This is a genomic window from Neobacillus sp. K501, from assembly GCF_053749995.1.
In genome coordinates, this window is record NZ_JBSLYA010000001.1 from 182,732 (window position 1) to 206,060 (window position 23,329).

Below are 23,329 nucleotides of genomic sequence, written 5' to 3' on the forward strand. Positions count from 1 at the left end.
ATCTCCACCAATTATCAAAAAAAAACGCTCAATTGAGCGTTTTTCATTTGCACTATATAGCCATTTTTTTATCTGATTGTAATTGAATTTCTTGTTCGCCCATTCCGTCCTGCTCGCGATTCTTTTTGATTCGGAAATGATATATCAAATAACAAGCAATGACAAATGGCACACCAAGATAAAGTGCTAAACGTTGGTCTGAATCAAAGGCTAAGCTTGATAAAACAATGATGTTTAATGTTAAGGCGATGATTGGCAGAACTGGATATAGAGGTGTTTTGAATTTAAGATCCTCCACTCTGCCCCCTTCCCGGATGAATTTTCTACGGAAAGCAATTTGCGATGCTGTGATGGAAATCCAGCCCACTTGAGCACCGAGACCGGCAATCGATAAAAGCCATACAAAGACTGTTTCTGCAGCAAAAAACCCAGAAAGAAGAGATAATAAAGCAATACTCATTGTTAATAACAAAGCATTAAACGGAACTCCCCGCTTATTGACCTTCGTTAGCGCGGGACTAGCCATTTTTTCTTTCGACATCGCATACAACATCCGAGTTGCAGCATAAAGTCCAGAGTTACCGACAGATAATAACGCTGTCAAAATAACAAAATTCATAATATCTGCGGCATAAGGAATTCCGATACTATCGAATACCACAACAAATGGGCTTTCTACTACGCCTGCTTTTTCCATTGGAATTAAGCCAGCCACAACAAAAATCGCCAAAACGAAGAACACTAGTGTACGCCATACTGTTTGTCTAATTGATTTTGGAATGGTTTTTTCAGGTTCTTCACTTTCACCTGCCGCGATCCCAATTAATTCCGTTCCTTGGAATGAAAAGTTTACGGCAATCATCGTAATAATTAAAGCAGTAAAACCATTTGGTAACAGTCCATGTGCGGTAAAATTAGCTAAGAATGGGGCATCTTGTCCACCATTCAAATCAATGAATCCAAACATAGCTGCTCCACCCAATGCAATGAATAGAAGAATGGCTAAAATTTTTATACTTGAAAACCAGAATTCTGATTCAGCAAACGCCCTAGCTGAAAGAGCATTAAGCGAAAATAACAGAACAGCAAAAATGGCACTCCATATCCAAATTGGTGTATCAGGAAACCATCTTTCCATAAGCTGTCCAGCTGCCAGAAACTCTAAGGCAACGGTTACTGACCAACCTAACCAGTATAGCCACCCAAGTGCAAACCCTGTCCCCGGTCCTATAAATTTCGTCGTATAGGTTTGGAACGAACCAGATACCGGCATAGCTACCGATAATTCTCCGAGACAAAGCATGGTTAAAAACATGATAAAGCCGCCAACAAGATAAGACAGAATCGCCCCCATCGGTCCTGCCTCACTGATGGTATAGCCTGAACCTAAGAAAAGACCTGATCCGATTACCCCTCCAAGTGAAATCATAAATAAGTGTCTAGACTTCATTGTTCGTTTCAGTTCATGTGTTTCATTGTTTTCAGGTAAATTCATTTAATTTCCCCCAATCTCCTCACGAATGTATACGCTTCCATTTCATTGACAAAAAACAATGATACACGTTCATTATTTTGTCACAATAGTTAGTCTAATCGATAAGACTAATATTCGCAATAATATTTTTTTTCTTATTAATCCCCATTATTTGCCCAAATACATAAAAATTCATAAAAAAATAGGTGGTGAAATCTTGGCAGCTCTAAGATCTAAGGATTAAGGAAATAATGTAGGCAAACGAATTCAGGAATCTATCAATTGAAAGTATAAAAATACAATTATTATATCATAATATTTATAAAAATTATTTGAGGTGAATAATGTGGGATTGATTAATTCTTTTAATCAATGGAGAGAAACGAGACAACAAAATCATATCTCCCAAATGAGAGATCAGGATAAATGTCCTGATTGTTATGGCAGAGGATTTACTGTCTATCCCTACAATGAGTTTGCTTACTTCAATTCGATGGAATGCCCCAGCTGTCAAGGTAGCGGTTCCTTTTCAGATTGGGAATTATAAGAAAAGCGGAAGCGCCTTGGTCAGGGGCGACAGGTATAAGACGAGCCGGCGTGAAGGTTGCTTTTTAACCTTCTTGACGGATTGGCTTATGACCCGAGCCCCTAGGCTCTGGAGCTGGACAATTCTCAAAGTCAAATTTTAAACTTTCTTATCTTTTAAAAAACACAAACCCTTCACCAAATTTATTGATGAAGGGTTTGTGTTTTATTTTTCTTTCTCTTCTATTGCCATTTTTAGTTCTTCTGGAAGCATGCCAAAGTAAAGAGCATGTGTTAACTCCCGAAAGGATATGCCAGCCCCTTCATCTAGAATGGATGGTGCAAGAGCTTGAAAAGCATTTAATTCCTTTACCTCCGAAGGGAGTCCAAGGTCTTTTTTTAATTTTTCATGATAATACTCTTCATAACTAAGTTTATTATAGGATTTGCGCAATTCTACAGCAAGTTTTAGAAATTCATATTTGGCTTTCATTAATTGGAGTCTTAATTTATCTGTTTCCACAGCTAATTCCTTTTTGTAAGTCTGTCTTAGATCATTTTGTTTTACAAGTACACTCATTAGTAATTCTTTTTTATAAAGTTCAATCTCATCCAGTCTATAACCTGTTTCGACAACAGTGTTTTCAACTCGTTCATATTCTTTCTGTGCTTCAATAAAATCCTCTTCATCGACTTCACCAAGTTTATAGGCGATCTCGAATTCTTTGAACTGGGATTGAATTTCATTAAATCGTCTTAACGCTTTCTCATGCTGTTTGAACAAGGTTTCTTTTGCATTATCATAACTTTCTTTGATTTCATTAGCTTCATCGATAAATTGACGCATTAATTCATTATAGGTATTGATTTCCATTTAACTAAGTACTCCTTTCTCATTACGAAAGATTAGTTGATTTCATTATTATCCACAGTATGCAGGATACGTTCCTCCGGTTAAAACTCATTTTTAAAATGTTTTTTATAGTGACAGAAAATAACTTTGTTTGCTATAATTTCAGAATATTCCAGGGGCATTAGCTACTTACTTTGGACAATTTTTTGGAGGGACTTAACATGCAGAATTCACAAACAGGACTCAAAAGTTATGATTCAAAATTAGATTTATTACAGACAGAAATTGCGATAAAAAAGACAAAGGACTATTTTGAAAAAAGTCTGGCTGAAGCACTAAATTTAACACGAGTGTCTGCGCCAATAATGATTTCATCAGGTAAAGGAATTAATGATGACCTTAATGGAGTCGAACGAGTCGTTTCGTTCGGAGCATTAGATATTAAAGATGCAAATATCGAAATTGTCCAATCTCTTGCTAAATGGAAACGTATGGCTCTCGGTAGATATGGATTTAATCTTCACGAAGGTCTTTACACAGATATGAATGCGATTAGAAGAGATGAAATTTTGGATGACCTTCATTCCATTTATGTCGATCAATGGGACTGGGAAAAGATCATTACAAAACAAGAACGATCCTTAGAAACCTTAAAAAAAGAAGTACAACAAATCTATCGTGTATTCAAAAATACAGAAAGCTATTTGTTTCAACAGTTTCCAGCACTGACACCAATCTTACCAGAAGAAATATATTTTATTACTTCACAAGAACTTGAGGATCGGTATCCTAAATTAACGGCTAAACAAAGAGAGGATGCCATTGCCAAAGAATACGGTGCAGTCTTCATTATGCAAATCGGTGGGGATCTACTATCAGGAGAAAAACATGATGGCCGCTCTCCTGACTATGATGATTGGACGCTAAATGGGGATATTATTTTTTGGTACCCTATCTTAGAAAAATCAGTTGAAGTCTCCTCTATGGGCATTCGTGTCGATGAAAAAGCATTATTGAGTCAATTAAAGGTTTCCAACAACGAGCAACGGGTAAACTTGGAATACCATCAAGCAATCCTTAATAAGGACCTGCCTTATACCATTGGCGGCGGGATTGGTCAATCAAGAATTTGTATGTTTTTCTTAAAGAAGGCTCATATTGGAGAAGTGCAAGTATCTGTTTGGAATGAACAAATTATCGAGGAATGTAAAAAAGCAAACATAACACTCTTATAGGATTTTCTAATCCAATCCCCCCACTTCTATCATAGGAATGAAAAGCAAAATTTTGGGTAATCTATCCATATGTTTGAAATCTTTTTTCGGGGGGACATATAGTATGACGGTTTATATTTATCAAACCTTTATCGTAAAACAAGATAAATTTAAAGAAGGTATCGACAATTTAAGAGAAATCAAGAAGTTTAGAAACGAGAATTATAACCATCATGTTGAGATCTTAACCCCTATATCTGGAGAAGATCATACTTACGCCCTTCTCTCTACATATGAAGGCTTGGCGGAGATGGAACTACAAAACAAAAAAATGTTTGAAGACGAAGAGTATTTAGAACTAATCGGTCCATTTTTCTTAGAAAATATTGTTGAAGGTAGCATGTATACCCAAATTTATCGCGGATTAAGTGATAAACAGAACGACAAAAAAACTGAAAAAAAATAAATGAAAATCTAGAACATGCATGGTGTGTTCTAGATTTTTTATGTAATGCCATTCCTACGTTATTCCTATAGGTATGACATTTTTTATATTGACAATAAATTTGCTAGTATGGTATTTTAGTAAATAGATTTTAACACTCTACCAATTTAGCATAATAAAGCACCGAGAGGGGAACACCTTAATGAATGCAGTTTTAGTTGCCGTTTTTGTCATGTTAATCTTAAGCCTTATGCGCGTGAATGTAGTACTAGCTTTAATTATCGGCGCTCTTGTTGGAGGATTAACAGGCGGACTAACCATAGATAAGACCATTGAAGTTTTCACAAACGGATTAGGTGGCAGTGCGGAAGTTGCCTTAAGTTACGCATTATTAGGAGGCTTTGCCGTTGCCATTTCTAAAACAGGGTTACCAAATCTATTAGTAGAATGGGTTTTAGGAATTGTACAAAAGAAAGGTGATTCTAAAGGGAAAGCCTATTCCAAAGTCATTATCGTTTTTTCTATTTTACTAATGGCATGTTTTTCTCAAAATGTGATTCCAATCCATATTGCTTTTATTCCAATCTTGATTCCCCCACTCCTAACGTTAATGAATCAATTAAAGTTGGATCGCAGGTTAATTGCTTCCGTATTAACATTTGGATTAACTGCACCATATATTTTACTTCCAGTGGGTTTTGGAAAAATATTTCACGAAATTTTAGCTACGAATATGGAAGATGGCGGATTAAAAGTTAATATGAGCGACATTCCGATTGCAATGATTATTCCTACTGCAGGTTTAGTGATTGGTTTACTTATTGCCATCTTTATCACTTACCGAAAACCAAGAGAATATAAGGATAAAGCCATACTTGAGTTAGAAAAAGCGGTTTACTCCAAGAAGGGAATTATTTTCGCGATCATTTCCATTGTTGGTGCATTAACCATTCAAATAATAGTAGATTCGATGATCATCGGAGCTTTAACCGGGATTCTCATCCTTTATATTAGCGGAGCAATTAAATGGCGGGAAGCAGACGAACTTTTAACGAATGGTATGAAAATGATGGCATTCATCGGATTTGTTATGCTCGCTGCATTTGGATTTGCCGATGTTTTGAAGGAAACGGGAGATGTTGACTCGTTAGTAAAACAGTCAGCATCACTAATTGGCGGTAGTAAATCACTAGGTGCATTATTAATGCTTATTGTGGGATTGCTCGTGACAATGGGGATTGGCTCATCCTTCTCAACCATTCCGATCATAGCGACGATTTTTGTTCCCCTATCATTGGAGCTAGGATTCAGCCCGATGGCAACAATCGCTTTAGTAGGTACCGCAGCTGCATTAGGTGATGCAGGCTCGCCTGCTTCTGACAGCACGCTTGGACCAACAGCCGGTCTTAATGCTGATGGCCAGCATAATCATATTTGGGATACGTGTGTTCCCACTTTCAACCACTATAATATACCATTAATCATCTTCGGCTGGATTGCTGCGATGATTCTATAAAGACAGAAAAAGGGTGCCTTCTAGGCAACCCTTTCTGTTTTAATAATAACCTTTTAATGGATATCTCTTTTCTTAAAGCGTCCACCCCGAACCTCAGCGATGTCAGCAATTGCTAAAAATGCGGATGGATCTATTTCTTCAACAATCGTTGTCAGCTTTGATTCCTCAAGCCTTGTGATAACACTAAAGATGACTTTTTTCTCATCACCGGTATAAGCACCCTCCCCTTTTAAATAGGTCACTCCCCTACCTAATCGAGCATTTACTGCATCACCAATTTGTTCTGCCGCTTCACTAATAATCCAAACAGATTTTGATTCCTCAAGCCCAGCCACTACCGTATCAATCGCTTTGGAAGCAATAACATAGGCAAGTAATGAATACATAGCCCGATCCCAAGTAAATACGAATCCAGCTGCACCTAGAATAAAGAAATTAATAAACATAATAATCTGGCCAACAGAAAATGGAACTTTTTTAGTGACGACAAGGGAAAGTATTTCGGTTCCATCTAAGGCCCCGCCACTCCGGATTACAATTCCGACTCCGATTCCAAGAATCATCCCTCCAAAAATAGTCGCTAGGAGGATATCATCTGTAAATGCGGGTACCGGATGAAAAAGAGAGGTAAAAATAGATAAAACAATAATTCCATATACCGTTGAAATCGCAAAAGTTTTCCCCATCTGTTTATAGCCCAAGTAGACAAATGGCAGATTTAAAAGGAATAGAAAGATACCAAGCTGAATTCCTGTAACATGGGATAGCATGATCGAGATACCGGTTACTCCCCCGTCAATAACTTTGTTAGGTACCAGAAATATTTCGAGGCCTACAGCCATTAAAATAGCACCGAGTGTAATCATAATGGTTCGGAGAATTATTCTACTTAGAGGAAGCTTTCGATGTTGCACTTTTCCAGTTACTAATTCTGACACATTATCACACCTTCAATATTTTTCATTTTGAAATAATAACATACTTGAGGTAGTAATTGCCAGTGAATGGAACTGTAACAAAATACGCTGGTTCTGTCATGAGCCAGCGCATACTCTTAACTCACTTTTTCATTTACACTTTTTACGTTTCCTTCTTGCTTAACAGCTACTGAAAATCGAGGAAAACCAGTCAAAATCGCAAGAACTCCACACACACCAATTAAAACGGGGTAATAGGAATAGGACAAAATGCTCACCGGTGAAATTCCTGCAACACCTGCAGCAACTAGCATTTGTGCTCCGTAAGGAATGATCCCTTGTATACAACAAGAGAAAACATCAAGGATACTTGCTGACCTACGTGGGTCGATTCCATATTGCTCCGAAATATTTTTAGCAAGTGGTCCTGCAATAATAATCGAGATCGTATTATTGGCAGTGGAGAGATCCGTTAAGCCCACAAGTCCGGCAATACTGAATTCGGCACCTTTTTTAGATTTAATATTTCTTGTGACACTGTGGAGGAGAAAATCGATTCCACCATTGTGTTTTATCACCGCTACCATCCCTGCAATTAATATCGCTAAGAACGAAATTTCATACATTCCAGCCATTCCGCTGCTAATATTCTGAATGACATCCATCCATTGATAACTGCCATCCAAAACCCCAAGAATTCCAGAGAACACAATACCTAAAGAAAGAACTAAAAAGACATTGACCCCAGCTAATGCCGTAATTAACACACAAAGGTACGGCAAAATTTTCAGCCAATCATAGGAAGCTTTTATGATGGTCGCCTGTTCACCCATTGTTAAAAGAGCGAGAATAACACAGGTAACCACAGCTGCTGGTAACACGATGAGAAAATTCACTTTAAATTTATCCTTCATTTTTGTTCCTTGTGTTCTGACAGCTGCAATCGTCGTATCCGAGATAAAGGATAGATTGTCACCAAACATCGCACCGCCAATTACTGCTGCCATGGAAAGTGCCAAGGAAATATCGGTTTGCTCACTAATACCAACGCCTATTGGAGCAAGTGCTACAATGGTTCCCATACTCGTCCCCATCGACAACGAAATGAAACAGGCAATGATGAATATGCCAACCATTAATAAATTTTGAGGAACGATCGATAAAGCTAGGTTGACCGTAGAATCAACTGCCCCCATCCCTTTCGCCACTTCAGAAAATGCCCCAGCTAATAGGAAAATTACAACCATTAGCATGATGTTTGCGTCACCGGCACCTTTTGTAAAAACATCAACCTTCTGATTGAATGATACTTTGCGGTTCATCATTAAAGCAACCGCAGCTGCTATCGTAATGGCCACGATAACTGGAAATTTATAAAAATCCCCTGTCATAACACCTGAACCGATAAATAAAATTAAAAACACCACAAACGGCAAAAGTGCCCAAGGGTTACCTTTTTTGACTGAGCTCATGATGAACACCCTCACTTTCTCTACATAAAAAAGACCTCTTCTTTTCATCAGATGAAGAGGTCATACTTTTAAATACGATTAAAAACATAAACTAGAATACATTATTTTTTCAATTTAGGCAAGAAGTTTATCAAAAAATCCTATTAATATTTTACTCTTTCATTCTTTTTCCCTTTTTCTTAACACGGAAAAAAATGACAAACCCAAGTAACAAAAGTGTAATGCTTAGGAGAACATAATTATCTGCATTTCCTGTCATGAGCCCTGCAGGGATTAATGATAAGACAAAAAAGAAAATAAAATTTCCTGCCATGGTACCGATAATAAAATGTTTAAAACGAATGGTACTTAATCCGCCAATAATGTTAATCAAACTCGTTGGCACAAACGGGATAATTCTTGCTTGAAAAACAAATAAAAAGCCATTGTTCTCCATTCTTGCTAACAAATCTGGATTCGTTTTCTTTTGGACCCAATCATGGAAAAAATAACGGCTGCCATAAAACCAAATGGCTGCACCAATAATACTTGTAAACCAGCTCCAAAGAAGGCCATTAAAAAATCCAAATAATGCAAAGTTAATGGAAATGATAAGGATGAGCGGAATGATGGTAAAAGAATTTTGAATGACCATAATGATAAAAGTAATGAAAAATTTATCAAAAGTACTTTCCGTTAGCGTCTGAAGGATTGAATCAATATCTCCAGATCTAAGGGATTGAAATAACTCTGTGTTTAAAGCAATAAGGACAATCGTGCCTAATAATGCAATAAAAGAAATAAGTTTGATCCAAATAGATATCACCTTTCCCACTAGGAAATCTCAATTATTTAAATATATTCTTATAGTCATGATACCATGAGCAATTGTAAGAGTGGCCTTAAATTCAACTAAAAAAATGAAATAACGGTCTCTTCTGATTCCAGAGAAGACCGTTTTTTATTGTTAATTCACAAACTCTTCTATTAGTTTGCTGAATTTTTTTAGCGCGTTTTCGATTGGTAATGGCGTCGTTAAATCTACCCCTGTCTTTTTTAATAATTCCAGTGGATAATCCGAGCTACCACTTTTTAAGAATTCAAGATAGGAGTTCAATGTTTGTTTGTCGCCTTCTAAAATCCTAGTTGCTAAATGGATGGCTGAGGCAAATCCTGTAGCATATTTATAAACATAAAAAGGACGATAGAAGTGAGGAATTCTAGCCCAGCCATATTTCACTTCGTCATCAAACACCAATTCATTACCATAATATTCTTTGAACAAGGACTCATAGGTTTGATTGAACACCTCGGCATTCAATGGAATGCCCTTTTCAGCTAGTTCGTGAGTTTTTTTCTCAAATTCAGCAAACATGACTTGGGTGAAAAATGTACCCTTAAATTGGTCGATGAAATGATTCAATAAATGCTGTCGAACCTCAGGATTTGTTTCACGATTTAATAAATAATTAATGAGTAGAACCTCATTAACGGTCGATGCAACCTCTGCAACGAAAATACTATAACGAGCTGTAATTTGCGGCTGATATTGTGAACTGAGTTTACTATGGACGCCATGACCACATTCATGTGCAAGGGTAAACAAACTGTCTAAGTCATCTCGGTGATTCAATAAAATAAACGGATGGACCCCATAAATCCCAAGATTGTATGCACCAGACCTCTTACCAGGTGTTTCTCTGACATCGATATATCGTGACTCTTTAAACTCTTTTAAAATGGATACATAATCCTCCCCAAGCGGTGCAAGGGCATTGAGCATGGTTTCATAGGCTTCATCATAGGAGATTACTTGTTTGACTCCTTGAACCAAAGGAACATTCATATCATATTGGCGAAGATCCTCTAATTGCAGCTTTTCTTTCCGAATTTGCGAGTACCGATGCAATGGAGCAATATTCGCTTTTGTTGCAGATATCAGGTTTTCATAAACCTCCTTTGGAACACGATCACCGAACAACGCCTTTTCTAATGCAGATGGATAATTTCTAAGCTTAGCTAATGTAACATTATTTTTGATAGCAGCAGAAAGCGTACTTGCAATGGAATTTTTCAGTTGAACATAGGGTTGATAATAGGCCTTGTAAGCTTCCCTGCGTTTTTCTCGATTGGCGGATTCGAGAATTTGCGAATACATCCCTCTAGTTAGTTCCATTTTCTCTCCATTATCACCCGTTACATCCCCAAACTTTATATCCGCATTATTCATCATCCCAAAGGTCGTACTCGGAGCTGATAAAGCTTCCCCTAATTGGGATAGGATTTCCTCTTTTTCCTTGCTAAGGACATGGGTTTTGTAGCGAAAAGACTCATAGATGTCCTCTTCAAAATACTTCAAGCCAGTTTCTTCCTCAATGTATGCTTTTAACGTTTGTTCATCTAAACTTATTAAATACGGCATAAAGAAAGAGGTAGCTGCACTAACTTTTACGCTAAGCCCCTTCGCCTGATCTAATAAAGACTGAGCATCGGTATTTCTAGTATCTTCGTCCACTTTCAACATTGCGTAAGCATAGATATGATTAAAAACATAAGACAATTCTTCTTTCTGTTTTAGATACTGATACAAGCTCTTACCATCATGAATCGCACCATCAAATTCTTTTAGCTTTGCTGAAATTTTTTCGATTCGTTGAAGATCCTCTTCCCATTTATTGAGATCGGAATAAATATCATTAAGATTCCACTTTTCAGACGCTGGAACCTCCGCTCTTGAAGTATAGACAGTCATAGTATTCCTCCCAAATAATTATTACTTTTATCTTCCAATAATTTTATGTATTAGTCAAAATTTTCATGAAGAGAAGATTGTAGTTCAAATAGAAAAGGCTGCCCAAGAAAATATTCTAAGGCAGCCAATTAATCGTTACTTTTCAGTTTTGTCAGCGTCTGACTCGTTATAGTTTAATTTAGTACGGTCAATCGTTGTGAATCCTTCAGGAGTATAAAACCGTAATAAGTCACCATTCACGACCTTATCTGAAAGGGCTAACTTATGTTCAACGATTTCTTGAAGATTCTTAGCTTCTTCCATCTTATCCTCTGTTAACTCCAACCCTGTTGTTGAATCAAAAAACTTCCCATCAACATATGAGAACGTTGGACTCATGAATTCACCATTTCGGAATGGAACAAGTTCATCATGCTGTTCTGATAAAAGGTCTGTTCCTAATTGAACTTTATCTTTTGTATCAATTCCTAGTAAGTGAAGTAAAGTTGGAAGCACATCAATTTGACCGCCATATTCATGGTTAATGCCACCTTCCATACCAGGTACACGAATAAAGAATGGTACACGTTGTAACCCGGCACTCTCAAATGAACCAATTTCTTTTCCAAGTACTTTTTCCATTGCTTTATTATGATTTTCAGAAATACCATAGTGATCTCCGTACATAATAATAATGGAGTTATCATATAATCCAGATTCCTTCAGATAGTTAAATAATTGCTTCAATGCTTCATCCGCATAACGAGCGGTCTGAAAATACGTGTCAACAGATTTATCACCCGTAGTATGTGGTGCGATTGTTGCAAGCTCTTCATCTAATGGATACGGATAATGATTAGATACAGGAATAAATTTTGTATAAAATGGCTGTGGTAATGATTCCAATAATGGAATGGACTGCTCGTAAAACGGCTTATCCATCAGACCATATTCAGCCAAATCTTCTTCTTTCATTTGGTAATAGCTTGAATCAAAAAACTTATTATAGCCAAACGATTTATAGATTTCATTACGATTCCAGAAGCTTCCTGAATTTCCATGGAACACGGCCGAAGTATAGCCTTGAGAAGCTAAAATCGCTGGTGCCGATTGATAAGTGTTCATTCCTTTAGTCGTAAAAGCTGAACCTTGTGGCAGTCCGTATAATGAGTTTTCTAACATAAACTCAGCATCAGCTGTTTTACCCTGTGCTGTTTGGTGAAAGAAGTTATCAAAATACATCGTGTTTTGTTCTTTAACCAAAGAATTTAAAAACGGTGTGACTTCTTCCCCATTTAATTTGTAATTAATCAGGAAGTTTTGCATCGATTCTAAATGTAAATAAATGACGTTCATGCCTTTTCCAGCACCAAAGTAAGTTGGATTAGGCTCAGCGTGGTTAGATTTAGTATAGTTGATTACCTCGGTAATATCATCGCTATCCGCCATAACTCGTTGAGCGGATGCTTTTGTACTTTTTACGGCATCATAGATAGTGTAATTGTACATTCCTAAATATTTCACAATATAATTTCGGTCAAATCCTCTAGTTAATAATTGTGGACGATCGGTTTCAGCTAATGATAAATTTCCAAAAGAAATTGCTAATGATAAAGAGAATAATGCTGCTACTTTACGGCGATTCATATCTTTAATCTCTAATTTTACAATTGGAGAAACTAGCAATCCGATTAATAGAATAATATCGATAAAGAATAAGAAATCATATGGTCTTAATAAAGTGACAACACTTCCACTTACATCGCCAAAGTTTTGAGTCTGAGTTAACGTAGGCAATGTAATAAAATCGTTAAAAAATCGATAATAGACCACATTGGCAAAAAGTAAGAACGATAATAAGAAATCAATAACGATTAAGGCAATATATTTTTTCCGACCTTTAAAAAAGAACGCAAAGCCTAAAAATAGTAATGATGATCCTAAAGGATTTATAAATAGTAAGAACTTTTGTAATGTATTATCAATACCTAAGTCAAATTGTGTTAATTGAGCAATATAAGTTTTCATCCAAAGGAAGAATACAGTCAATAAGAAAAAGCCAATATATTTATTAAGAATACCTTGACCTCTTTGAAATAAGTTATTCATTTTTGCACCTACCTTCTAGCAAATAATTATTACATAACATGTCTTATTTTTGTATATGAAATTGGAACCAAATAATCTATCATCTATCTTACCTGTTAATTATGAACAATTCATGACCAAACTAAGTTAAATTTTTAAATTGGTGTCACACAAGTACATAACTATACTCGCTTTTTTTAAAATGTCAAGGAGATAAAAAAAAACAATCTCGAGGTAGGAGATTGTTTTATTGTAGATGATTTTATTTGAAGTTTGGTTTTCTTTTTTCTAGTACTGCCTTTACTCCTTCTTGATAGTCTTCAAGTTCGGTGACGATGCCCATTGCGGAAGAGATCATATCATAGGAAGTACGTAAATCCATGGTCAAGCCTTGGTAAACAGCTCTTTTTGTAAAACGCATTGCTGTCTGGGGACCGGCTAGTAATCTTTCCACATATTGATCAACAAATTCCGGTAATTGCTCGTTCGGGACTACATGTGTAACAAGCCCCATCTCTTTTGCTTCTTGTGCCGTTAAAACGGTACGATTCCATAGCAATTCTAAAGCTTTATCGGTTCCGACTAATCTTGGTAAAAACCATGCGGCACCATCTCCTGGAACTATTCCAACATTTAAATAACTCTCAGAGATTTTCGTATTATCGGCGGCGATTCGAATATCACATGCAAGCGCCATATCAAATCCTGCTCCGAATGCAGCTCCATGTAAAACCGCAATCACTGGGATATCAATTTCTAGTAAAAGCAAGGGAATTCTTTGAACTTTTTTCCACAAGGAGTTTTTCCTTGCTAATGCAGTTGATGATAAGTCTTCCACTCCATTACTTTGAAGGAACCCCTCTCCTTTTGCCATAGATTTAATATCGCCGCCTGAACAGAACCCACGTCCGTTTCCAGAAACGACGAGAACTCGCACATCGTCAGAATCACGAACCATTTCCAAGGCTGCAATCCATAAATCAATCATTTCAAGACTGAAGGCGTTCAAACTATCGGGGCGATTAAGAACAATTTTCGCAACCTGATTTTCAATAGTAAATATTAGGTCTTTCATTTTATTCCCGCCTTTGTTGAAAAATTTTTTACGCCTGTGACCATCGACCATAGTCCATCTTGGTCTAACTTTATTAATTCTTGCGTAATCACTTCTTCCCAATCGGTTTCCGTCCCAAATTCATCTCGCCATGACCACAGCCTTCGTGTACTGTGATGCAAAGTATGTTCGTAAGTAAATCCAATCGCAGCTAAAACCTGGTGAGCGATTGGGTTCCCCTTACCAGCGGCTTCGTTTACGCGGATTTTTGCAAGTGCTATTTCTTTTGAAAAAGGATTCCTTCCATAAGCATCCACCGCATAATTTGCGGCAATTCCTGCTGCTGCTGTTTCACCGGCTAGTGCTGCAATATGATGCTGAATCGCTTGAAATCGATGAAGCGGTCTGCCGAATTGGGTACGTTCGGTTGAATGATTGATCGTCATTTCTAAAATTTTTTCTAATGCTCCAGCCATCATGACCGTTTTCGTTAGGGCACCACTATATAGAATTTTTCTACCAACTTCACGATGATCAATAGAAATGATTTTACAAGCTTTTAGGTAAACATGATCAAAAATGACTTGATCACGGGCCTCACCAGCCATATTTTTCCCGTGTATGATTTCGGCTTTATCTAAATCTAGCAAGGCGAGAATTGTTCCTTCTTCGGTTTCTCCAAATAGAATGATCGATTCGGCAAATCTCGCCCATGGAACATGATTCGCTTGACCAGATACAATCCACCCATCAGTTTCCTTATGAAACTGAAAAGGTTGCATTTCTTTTTCATAGGCAATCGTCAGGATTTTGTCCGAAACCTCTATACCATAATCAGATAATATCCAATTCGCCATATACGTTTCCGCTAATGGAATCGGTGCTGAGTACTTTCCTGCTAATCTTAAAATACTAAGCGCATCCTCAAAATCCCCACCGCTTCCGCCTAATTCTTCCGAGACGCCAACGTTTAGCATTCCATATTCTGCTAAACTATCCCACAATTCACTCGCCCAGATTCCTTTTTCAGCATCATTTACCACTTCTTTTGTAGAAAACTTCTCCATAATCTTTGCGGTTGAGTCAATAATCATTTCTTTCATTTCACTCATTAGTGGATAACCCCCTTTGCGATAATTCCACGAAGGATCTCATTCGTTCCTCCACGTAATGTAAACCCTGGGGATTGCAGAATCGACTGTGCCAAATATCTCTCAATACGTGATTTAGAATGAGTGGAAGGATTGGCTGAAATTAATAGTCTCGTCATCTCAGCATTTTCTTGTTCAAATTGGGTACCCATGTCTTTCACCAATGAAGCAATTATGTTTGAGGGAACACCTTCCTCTAACAATCGAGCAATACCAAGCGACATATTCCGTAGAGTCCACATTCTTGCCACTAACCGACTTACTTGATTTAAACCCTTATTGTCACCTTTTTCTAAAAGGATGTTGGTTAGTTCGTTTAGAAGTGGATATGTACTTAGAATTCGTTCCGGGCCACTCCTTTCATAAGCCAATTCCGCCATACCTTGGGCCCAACCATTTCCCAATTCGCCAACAACCCTCTCATCAGGGATAAATACATCTTCAAAAAATACTTCATTGAAATGATGTTCCCCCGTCATTAAATGAATCGGACGAATCGTAACTCCTGTAGCCTTTAGATCTACTATTAATTGACTCATACCTGCATGACGATTGTTTGGATCTTGCGGGGATGTACGGCAAAGGACAATCGAATAATGCGCAACATGAGCACCGCTTGTCCAAATTTTACTACCATTTAATACCCAGCCCTTATCCACTTTCACCGCTCGGGATTGAATCGCTGCTAAATCAGAACCTGCATTTGGTTCACTTAATCCAATGGCAAAAAAACATTCACCTTTTACAATACTTGGTAAGAAATACTGTTTTTGTTCTTCAGTTCCATATTTAAGTAAAAGTGGTCCTGTCTGCCGATCGGCAATCCAGTGGCCTGAAACAGGTGCCCCTGCTGCCAACATCTCTTCTGTTACGATATATCTTTCAATTGATGGACGTTCCCCGCCTCCGTATTTTTTCGGCCAGGTCATGCCAATCCAGCCACGTTCACCCATCTTTCGAGAGAAATCAGCTGAAAATCCACTTAACCAGCAATCACATTTCGGTTCAATGAAACCGTTGTCGATTTCTTCCTTAATAAATTGTCTAATTTCTTTTCTTAAATTTTCTGTTTCTTTAGGTAGTTCAACAACTGGAATTTGTAGCGCTTTCAACTATTTCACCTCTTTGTTTAAAATAAAATTTACTGTTATTCGATTTGCATTACCTCTATTTAGAATATATAAACAGGATTAGTAAATGTTTGGCTATATTCGCTTTACTCTAAGCAAAAATCTTGAATGTTTTTTCGAATTTCATCAGTTATACCGAACTCTTTCACTATATATGTCTCAAAATCTCCATAAGTTTTAAGGATTGAATCGAAAGCAGCATTTAGATAGTCTGCACGTAATGGAAAAGCCTCTTTAAATTGATTCCATTCATCAACTAAAAAAAAATTAGAAGTTTTGATAAAAATTTGATTGTGATAGGATTCTAAAGTCTGATTGGATAGAAGGTAATCTTCTAATACAGTTTTATATGGTACACCTAACGTCATTAATATAATCATTGCTCCAACGCCTGTCCGGTCACGTCCAGCTGTACAATGGTGGATAAGAGGTAAATTTTCTGCAGGATTTTTTAATCGGTTCATAAGCTGTTTATAGGATGGGTTTTGAATCGGCATTTTTGTATAAATTCTTAAAAACCTTTCAATTGTAAATTGGCTAAAATAATCTTTGGGGGCATCTTCTTTATTAAAGATATTTGTAGTGATATTATCTTCTGACATCACGGAGACTCGTTCATTAATCGATTTTCCAATGATAGGATCAGGCTTCCGCGCCGCTTCCTCTTGTCTGCGATAATCAAATACCCTTTTAATGTTTAACGATTCTAAAATTTGCATATCCCCTTCCGTTAACCCTGTTAATTCAGCGGAACGAAAAAGAATCCCAGTTTTCACCTTTCTACCATTATGTGTTCCTAATCCTTCCATATCCCGGAAGTTGATTGCTCCACTTAAGGGCAAGATGCAATCAGAAATTTTTTCTTTGTTCATTTATTTACCATCCATTTCATTGTTGTGGAATTGTCTAGCAATTTGCTCTATGACGGGGATACTTTTTCTTGTTGTCGTATTGAACATAACAAAAGTTTTGTTGAATTCCGTAATATGTAGATTATTTTGATTATAGATATCTTGTTTAATGGTAAAGCTCTTATTTCCTACCCTCACTGGTGTTGTAATGATTCTAAGTGAATCTCCCAATCTAGCTTCGTTTAAATACGATACATCCAATTTTATAAAAACCATTCCCATATTCTTTGGAACCAACTCCTCATGAGAAGCTCCAGCATTAATAAACCAATCACGCATTCCCTTTTCTGAGAAAATAATATATTCTAGGTAATTCATATGTCCCAGATGATCAATTTTTTCTGCGTCTACTACGATTTCTACTATTGTTTGCATTCATTTCACCTCAAAATGGAATTAACGTTTATGGCCCAATTAAAACAAACAAAGTTTTAATTGAGCCATTAAACATTGTCTCTTTGCTGTTTATTAATTGAAAGATTTCTTATTTCGGCTGCATACGAATGGCTCCATCAAGACGAATGGTTTCACCATTGAGTAAAGGATTTTCCATAATGCTCTGTGCTAACTGTGCATATTCAGATGGGTAGCCCAATCTAGGCGGAAATGGTACCATCGCACCAAGTGCAGCACGTACCTTTTCCGGTGCACCTGCAAATAATGGAGTATCGATGAGCCCCGGTGCAATCGTCATGACACGAATTCCATGTCTTGCTAGATCACGAGCAATCGGCAATGTCATTCCGACAATTCCACCTTTTGATGCACTGTAAGCTGCTTGCCCCATTTGTCCATCAAAAGCAGCAACCGAAGCTGTATTAATAATGACGCCTCTTTCCCCTTCTTCATTTGGAGAATTTTGAGCCATTTTCTCAGCTGCGAGTCGCAGAACATTAAAGGTACCAATTAAGTTAACCTGAATAACTTTTGTAAAAACACCAAGGTCATGGGGTCTTTCTATCCCAAGAGTCTTTTCAGCAGCACCTATGCCAGCACAGTTTATGGCTGCATGGATGGCACCAAATTTTTCAAAGGTCTGGTTAATGGCAGACTGGACAGCTTCTTCACTAGTAACATTGGTGTTAATATATAAAACTTTATCAAAGCCCAATTTCTCAACTAGAGCCTCACCTCGCTCTTGTTGTAAATCAAGAATTGCCGCACGTCCTCCATTTTCTACAAGTCGTTTTACTGTCGCCTCACCTAAACCAGAAGCTCCACCCGTTACAACTGTCACACTGCCATTTATTTTCATTGATACCACTCCTTTTTCGAAGAATTACCCGATTCTTTCAATAATCGTACTGTTTGCCATACCGCCGCCTTCGCAAATGGCTTGAATTCCAAAGCGGCCCCCTGTTCTTTCTAGTTCATGCAACATGGATACCATGAGGCGTGCACCTGAACAACCTAATGGATGGCCAAGAGCGATGGCTCCACCATTTGGATTAAGCTTTTGTGGATCCGCTTTCAATTCATCCAACCAAACAAGCGGAACTGGAGCAAAAGCCTCATTCACCTCATACGTATCCATATCTTCAATGGTTAGGTTTGCTTTTGCCAGTGCTTTTCTTGAGGCTTCTGCTGGACCAGTCAACATCAATGTTGGATCTGAACCAACAACAGCACGTGATACAATGCGGAATCTTGGTTTTAAACCTAATTCCTCCGCTTTTTCTCTAGACATTAATAATAGGGCTGCAGCTCCGTCACTCATTTGACTTGAATTTCCTGCGTGAATTTTTCCACCCTTCATGAATGCAGGTTGAAGTGTGGCTAATTTTTCAATAGTTGACCCTTTACGCGGTCCTTCATCTTGTTTAACAACGGTTTTTGTTCCATCCTCAAAGGTCACTTCAATTGCCATAATTTCACGATCAAAATGCCCCTCTTCTTGAGCTTTAATGGCTCTTTCATGGCTTACTAAAGAAAACTCATCTAATTGCTGACGTGTATAGCCCCATTTTTCAGCAATTCGTTCTGCAGACAATCCTTGATGGATCATTTCATATTTGGAAGTTAATGTTTCACTCCATGTTGAATTTTGACGTGCAGCTCCCATCGGCACTCTCGTCATGCTTTCCACACCGCCCGCAATCACAACATCCATATCCCCAGCTAAAATCGCCTGAGCGGCAAAATGAACGGCTTGTTGCCCTGAACCACATTGACGATCAATCGTCGTACCTGGAACATGAATCGGGAAATCAGCCATGAGAACAGCAGTACGGGCAATATTTACTCCTTGCTCCTCTACCTGCTGTACACACCCCAAAATAACATCCTCGACAATTCCTGGAGAAATTCCAGCACGGTTTACTAATTCCTTTAATACCTTTGCAGCTAAATCATCTGGCCGTACATCACTAAAAACTCCTTTTCTTTTACCAACAGGTGTACGAACGGCTTCAACAATGACTACTTCACGCATACCATATCCCCCTTATTAATTATTAAAATGTTAAATTATCAATCAATTAAAATAATGCAAGTTTCATGCCACGAAGATCAGAGCCTCCTTATGCTCTTATCTATATAAAAACGATTGAAAAAACGACAGTAATTATATAAAATTGTCCTATTTTCATACATTTAATATGTTAATTGATATTTTTTGAGTTTATCGTATAATACAGATCGACTTATCCCCAGTAGTTGACAAGCTTTACTTTTGTTCCCTTTCGTTTCCTTTAGTGCTTTACGGATAGCCATTTGTTCAACTCTTTCAAGTAATGGAAGATTCACTGTCTCTTCATTCTCTTCAAGAAAATCATAACCTATTTTTTTCACAACATAATCAGGGAAATCCTCGAGTTGAACCTTTCCATTTTCGGCAAACACCATGGCCCTTTCCCAAACATTCCTCAACTCTCTGATGTTTCCAGGCCAATCGTATTCGATTAATGCTTGTTCCACCATAGGGTCCCAACCCGTAATACTTGTTCCATTTTGTTTGTTTAATTCTCGGATAAACCGCTCGCTTAGCAGCAGGATATCCCTTTTTCGTTTTCTTAATGGAGGTAAATCAAAACTAATCACATTGATCCGGTAGAATAGATCTTCACGAAAACTTCCTTCACTTACCATTTTTTCTAATGGTCGGTTCGTTGCGCCAATAATTCTAACATCCACTTCAACTCTTTCAGTTCCACCGATTCGATAAAAACCTCTTTCTTGAAGGACACTAAGGAGCTTTGCCTGAAGCTGCAAGCTCATATCCCCAATTTCATCAAGGAAAAGTGTTCCACCATTAGCCAAATCAAATTTACCCATTTTCCCTTTATTCTTTGCCCCGGTAAATGCACCCTCTTCATAGCCAAAAAACTCAGACTCTAACAGATGTTCAGGAATCGCTGCACAATTGACTGTAATAAAAGGGCCATCTGAATAATGACTAGCACTATGGATGGCATGAGCAAACAGTTCTTTTCCTGTGCCGCTTTCCCCACGGATTAAAACGGTTGTTTTCCCTTTTGCAGCTTTCATCCCACTGCGTTTCAATTTTTCCATTTGTTCATCATCCGAAACAATTTCATTAAAGGTAAATCGAGCCTTTTCCCCTTTTTTATCCGACAAAAGCTTTTTCTTTTCACTATTGTCAAAGCTTTTAAAGCGCTCCCGTACTTCATGTAGCTGCCGATAAACAATCTTACCGATCGCACCAATGATTCGATCCTCTTGATAAACAGGGATTCGATGAACCATATAGGTAATTCCTTTTACCTCCATAAAATCACTAATGTCAGCTACACCTGTTTTAAGTGCTTGGCTTAATTGAAAATGAGGGAGAACCTCTTCGACCGTTGTATTGTCAACATTTAGTTCATGAAGATCAAACAATTCCAAAAGAGACGGACTTATAAAAATAATGTTATGTTTTTCATTCACCATGACTAAACCGTCATAGGCATTATGAAGAACGGATTGAAGGATCGTTTTCCATTTTTTCACTGATTCCAGTTCTTGGCCCATGTTTTCTAATTCAGATACATTTTGAAATAGGATGATCATTCCCTGTTTCCCATCCGACATATTGTATTTGGAAACGCGAACAATAAAATGTTCCGCTTGAAGGCGTATTCGAAATTGGATTTCCTTTGCCTCTCCTAGATCGATTATCTTTGGGACGATACTGTCAATTTTTTGATTAATGATATCCTTTTCATCCTTACCCATCATTTCAATCAGCTTGGAATTAACAAAAATAATCTGATGAGTATCGTCTGTCATGGCAGCGCCTAAATTAGACGTCTTCAGCACGGTTTCAAGTTGTCCCTTTAATAAATTGGATTCATGTAAATAATTCTTGAGGGCATCATTTTTGGTTAAAAGTCCAACAGGTTCCTTCCTGCTATTAATGACAATTCCTGTTCCAACCCGACTGTCTAATAAAATTTGGTCCAGTCTTTCTACCGATGTATCAACCGGAATCGTACCAACGTCCTCGACTATGTAATTTAAAATGGGGGTATTTTTATTGAGATCTGCAAGGAGCATATTGTATAAAGAACTTCTAGTAAAAACCCCTACTAGCATTTTGCTAGAATCGATAACAGGGACCGTATTCCACTTCGCATTTTTCATAAAGAGCAAGGCTTCAAAAAGTGTATTTCCAGGTGTCAAACACGTTGTTACTGTTGTCATAATATCACCAACAGTTTTCATAATAGCCCTCCAAAATTTTTTCTGTAAAGTTGATATCAACTATTATATCATATTTATTAGAATCTTCAGAAATCAAACACAAATGATAGATATCTATGATTCACTAAAGTAAAAACCGCACAATGGCTGCGCGGTTAGTGTGATTATTATGAACGTGCCCCGAGCCATGGATCAATTGCATAGGCAAACTGACCAGTTAAGCATAGAGAGACATGTCCAGCTTCCACATGCTCGTAGGTTTTGTCTTCACTTGAAATAAGTTCCATGACGGGAAGGCTTTGGGTTTCTAAAACTAATTCATCCCTTGTGGATGAAATGACTAGGGTACTGCACTTAATATTGGCCAAATCAACCTTACGGCCGCCAATTTTCATTTCACCTTTAACTAATTTATTTTCTTTGTATAACTCATTAAACATTTGTTTGAAAGCTGTGCCGGAAAAGGTTACTGCATCCTTCATCCATTTATCCATTCTTCTCCATTTGTCCACATATTTTGAGTCAGTCGCTCGAGTGAAGAGATTTATATTTGGTCCGATATTAAATCCTTGCAGCCCCATAAAAATCGCATATAAAAACTCTGAAGGGATGACTTCGTATGCATCCGCAAACCGATCGAAATTCAGTGTACCTTTTTGAATGGCTTTCACCCATTTATCAGGGACAATGAAATTACTATAATCGAAAGGAACTGCAGCAAGAACAAGATTTTTAATTGGCAAATCGGTGAGGGAGGTCATAATCGCGGAAAGCATACCACCAATACAATATCCAACCATTGATATTTCATTTGCCCTTGAATGTCTTAAAGCCCGTCTGACTGCCATTTCAAGATAGTCAATTACATACGTATCTAATGAGATATCCTTGTCTTCTAAGCCTGGGGAACCCCAATCAAACAGGTAAACATCGTATCCTTGCTTGGTAAGGTTGCCAATGACGCTTCCTTCTTCTGAAATATCTAAAATATAGGGTTTATTTAAAAGAGAATAAACCATGAATATCGGTGTGTTGTACTTTTTTTCCGGAGCAGGATGAAACCATAAAACAGATTTATTTTTTTTCCAAACCGCTTTTCTTGGTGTAGATTGGATCTCAGGCTTTGGTTCACTTAAAACTTTAGATATGGTGGTCCACCGTTCTTTCTCGTTTTCTAGATTAAGAACTGGCATTTTCAGAAGTGTATGAACTGCCATCTTTATTC

General features: G+C 37.6%; 19 protein-coding genes. 3 read left to right on the forward strand and 16 right to left on the reverse strand.

The window, feature by feature from the left end; all coding sequences use genetic code 11:
• Window positions 1-52: 52 nt before the first annotated feature.
• Together ACWM35_RS00885 and ACWM35_RS00890 are read right to left on the reverse strand one after the other, a co-directional pair.
• Window positions 53-1,495 (reverse strand): amino acid permease, encoded by a 1,443-nt coding sequence (locus ACWM35_RS00885; protein ID WP_454814566.1) that lies wholly within the window; start codon window positions 1,493-1,495, stop codon window positions 53-55.
• Window positions 1,496-2,225: 730 nt separating this feature from the next.
• Window positions 2,226-2,873 carry a hypothetical protein gene (locus ACWM35_RS00890; RefSeq protein ID WP_454814568.1) on the reverse strand — a complete coding sequence of 216 codons (648 nt, stop codon included), beginning with the start codon at window positions 2,871-2,873 and terminating at the stop codon, window positions 2,226-2,228.
• Between the two features lie 200 nt (window positions 2,874-3,073).
• Here ACWM35_RS00890 and asnA point away from each other — a divergent pair, with 200 nt between their 5' ends.
• The 3 genes from asnA to ACWM35_RS00905 all read left to right on the forward strand — a co-directional run bounded on the left by asnA (window position 3,074) and on the right by ACWM35_RS00905 (window position 6,027).
• Window positions 3,074-4,087 (forward strand): aspartate--ammonia ligase, encoded by a 1,014-nt coding sequence (asnA, locus tag ACWM35_RS00895; protein ID WP_454814570.1) that lies wholly within the window; start codon window positions 3,074-3,076, stop codon window positions 4,085-4,087.
• A 103-nt stretch (window positions 4,088-4,190) separates the two neighbouring features.
• Window positions 4,191-4,532, forward strand: coding sequence for a hypothetical protein (locus ACWM35_RS00900; protein WP_454814572.1), 342 nt, complete (start codon window positions 4,191-4,193; stop codon window positions 4,530-4,532).
• Between the two features lie 181 nt (window positions 4,533-4,713).
• Entirely contained in the window at window positions 4,714-6,027 is a 1,314-nt protein-coding gene (locus tag ACWM35_RS00905) for a Na+/H+ antiporter family protein (RefSeq protein ID WP_454814574.1), read from the forward strand.
• A gap of 53 nt (window positions 6,028-6,080) precedes the next feature.
• On the opposite strand, the gene ACWM35_RS00910 is transcribed toward ACWM35_RS00905, so the two are convergent.
• The 14 genes from ACWM35_RS00910 to ACWM35_RS00975 all read right to left on the reverse strand — a co-directional run bounded on the left by ACWM35_RS00910 (window position 6,081) and on the right by ACWM35_RS00975 (window position 23,321).
• The gene (locus ACWM35_RS00910; protein ID WP_454814576.1) at window positions 6,081-6,965 is read right to left on the reverse strand and encodes a YitT family protein; all 885 of its coding nucleotides are present in this window, start codon (window positions 6,963-6,965) and stop codon (window positions 6,081-6,083) included.
• A 116-nt stretch (window positions 6,966-7,081) separates the two neighbouring features.
• Complete coding sequence (locus ACWM35_RS00915; RefSeq protein WP_454814578.1) at window positions 7,082-8,416, reverse strand: Na+/H+ antiporter NhaC family protein; 1,335 nt, start codon at window positions 8,414-8,416, stop codon at window positions 7,082-7,084.
• Window positions 8,417-8,567: 151 nt separating this feature from the next.
• Entirely contained in the window at window positions 8,568-9,230 is a 663-nt protein-coding gene (locus ACWM35_RS00920) for a TVP38/TMEM64 family protein (RefSeq protein WP_454814579.1), read from the reverse strand.
• A gap of 132 nt (window positions 9,231-9,362) precedes the next feature.
• Complete coding sequence (pepF, locus tag ACWM35_RS00925; protein WP_454814581.1) at window positions 9,363-11,147, reverse strand: oligoendopeptidase F; 1,785 nt, start codon at window positions 11,145-11,147, stop codon at window positions 9,363-9,365.
• Between the two features lie 135 nt (window positions 11,148-11,282).
• Complete coding sequence (locus ACWM35_RS00930; RefSeq protein ID WP_454814583.1) at window positions 11,283-13,235, reverse strand: LTA synthase family protein; 1,953 nt, start codon at window positions 13,233-13,235, stop codon at window positions 11,283-11,285.
• Window positions 13,236-13,476: 241 nt separating this feature from the next.
• Window positions 13,477-14,289 carry an enoyl-CoA hydratase/isomerase family protein gene (locus ACWM35_RS00935; RefSeq protein WP_454814585.1) on the reverse strand — a complete coding sequence of 271 codons (813 nt, stop codon included), beginning with the start codon at window positions 14,287-14,289 and terminating at the stop codon, window positions 13,477-13,479.
• A complete protein-coding gene (locus ACWM35_RS00940) occupies window positions 14,286-15,380 on the reverse strand; it encodes an acyl-CoA dehydrogenase family protein (protein WP_454814587.1) in 1,095 nt (364 codons plus the stop codon). The genes ACWM35_RS00935 and ACWM35_RS00940 overlap by 4 nt, the downstream gene beginning before the upstream one ends.
• Window positions 15,380-16,531, reverse strand: a complete 1,152-nt coding sequence (locus ACWM35_RS00945; RefSeq protein ID WP_454814589.1) for an acyl-CoA dehydrogenase family protein — start codon at window positions 16,529-16,531, stop codon at window positions 15,380-15,382. Before ACWM35_RS00945 ends, ACWM35_RS00940 begins: the two co-directional genes overlap by 1 nt.
• Window positions 16,532-16,635: 104 nt before the next feature.
• Window positions 16,636-17,421: a tyrosine-protein phosphatase gene (locus ACWM35_RS00950; RefSeq protein ID WP_454814591.1), complete on the reverse strand. Its 786-nt coding sequence runs from the start codon at window positions 17,419-17,421 to the stop codon at window positions 16,636-16,638.
• Entirely contained in the window at window positions 17,422-17,835 is a 414-nt protein-coding gene (locus tag ACWM35_RS00955) for an acyl-CoA thioesterase (protein ID WP_454814593.1), read from the reverse strand.
• A 109-nt stretch (window positions 17,836-17,944) separates the two neighbouring features.
• Entirely contained in the window at window positions 17,945-18,715 is a 771-nt protein-coding gene (locus ACWM35_RS00960) for a 3-hydroxyacyl-CoA dehydrogenase (protein ID WP_454814595.1), read from the reverse strand.
• A gap of 24 nt (window positions 18,716-18,739) precedes the next feature.
• Window positions 18,740-19,891, reverse strand: coding sequence for a thiolase family protein (locus ACWM35_RS00965; protein ID WP_454814597.1), 1,152 nt, complete (start codon window positions 19,889-19,891; stop codon window positions 18,740-18,742).
• Between the two features lie 161 nt (window positions 19,892-20,052).
• A complete protein-coding gene (locus tag ACWM35_RS00970; RefSeq protein WP_454814599.1) occupies window positions 20,053-22,125 on the reverse strand; it encodes a sigma 54-interacting transcriptional regulator in 2,073 nt (690 codons plus the stop codon).
• Between the two features lie 146 nt (window positions 22,126-22,271).
• Complete coding sequence (locus tag ACWM35_RS00975; protein WP_454814601.1) at window positions 22,272-23,321, reverse strand: alpha/beta fold hydrolase; 1,050 nt, start codon at window positions 23,319-23,321, stop codon at window positions 22,272-22,274.
• Window positions 23,322-23,329 lie beyond the last annotated feature (8 nt).

Excerpts from the sequence above, each read along its gene's own strand:
- ACWM35_RS00890 (WP_454814568.1), bottom strand. The coding sequence starts at position 2,873 with ATGGAAATCAATACCTATAATGAATTAATGCGTCAATTTATCGATGAA.
- ACWM35_RS00955 (WP_454814593.1), bottom strand. The coding sequence starts at position 17,835 with ATGCAAACAATAGTAGAAATCGTAGTAGACGCAGAAAAAATTGATCAT.
- ACWM35_RS00965 (WP_454814597.1), bottom strand. The coding sequence starts at position 19,891 with ATGCGTGAAGTAGTCATTGTTGAAGCCGTTCGTACACCTGTTGGTAAA.
- ACWM35_RS00935 (WP_454814585.1), bottom strand. The coding sequence starts at position 14,289 with ATGAAAGACCTAATATTTACTATTGAAAATCAGGTTGCGAAAATTGTT.
- ACWM35_RS00970 (WP_454814599.1), bottom strand. The coding sequence starts at position 22,125 with ATGAAAACTGTTGGTGATATTATGACAACAGTAACAACGTGTTTGACA.
- ACWM35_RS00915 (WP_454814578.1), bottom strand. The coding sequence starts at position 8,416 with ATGAGCTCAGTCAAAAAAGGTAACCCTTGGGCACTTTTGCCGTTTGTG.
- ACWM35_RS00885 (WP_454814566.1), bottom strand. The coding sequence starts at position 1,495 with ATGAATTTACCTGAAAACAATGAAACACATGAACTGAAACGAACAATG.
- ACWM35_RS00930 (WP_454814583.1), bottom strand. The coding sequence starts at position 13,235 with ATGAATAACTTATTTCAAAGAGGTCAAGGTATTCTTAATAAATATATT.
- ACWM35_RS00905 (WP_454814574.1), top strand. The coding sequence starts at position 4,714 with ATGAATGCAGTTTTAGTTGCCGTTTTTGTCATGTTAATCTTAAGCCTT.
- asnA (WP_454814570.1), top strand. The coding sequence starts at position 3,074 with ATGCAGAATTCACAAACAGGACTCAAAAGTTATGATTCAAAATTAGAT.
- ACWM35_RS00960 (WP_454814595.1), bottom strand. The coding sequence starts at position 18,715 with ATGAAAATAAATGGCAGTGTGACAGTTGTAACGGGTGGAGCTTCTGGT.
- ACWM35_RS00950 (WP_454814591.1), bottom strand. The coding sequence starts at position 17,421 with ATGAACAAAGAAAAAATTTCTGATTGCATCTTGCCCTTAAGTGGAGCA.
- ACWM35_RS00940 (WP_454814587.1), bottom strand. The coding sequence starts at position 15,380 with ATGAGTGAAATGAAAGAAATGATTATTGACTCAACCGCAAAGATTATG.
- ACWM35_RS00975 (WP_454814601.1), bottom strand. The coding sequence starts at position 23,321 with ATGGCAGTTCATACACTTCTGAAAATGCCAGTTCTTAATCTAGAAAAC.
- ACWM35_RS00900 (WP_454814572.1), top strand. The coding sequence starts at position 4,191 with ATGACGGTTTATATTTATCAAACCTTTATCGTAAAACAAGATAAATTT.
- pepF (WP_454814581.1), bottom strand. The coding sequence starts at position 11,147 with ATGACTGTCTATACTTCAAGAGCGGAGGTTCCAGCGTCTGAAAAGTGG.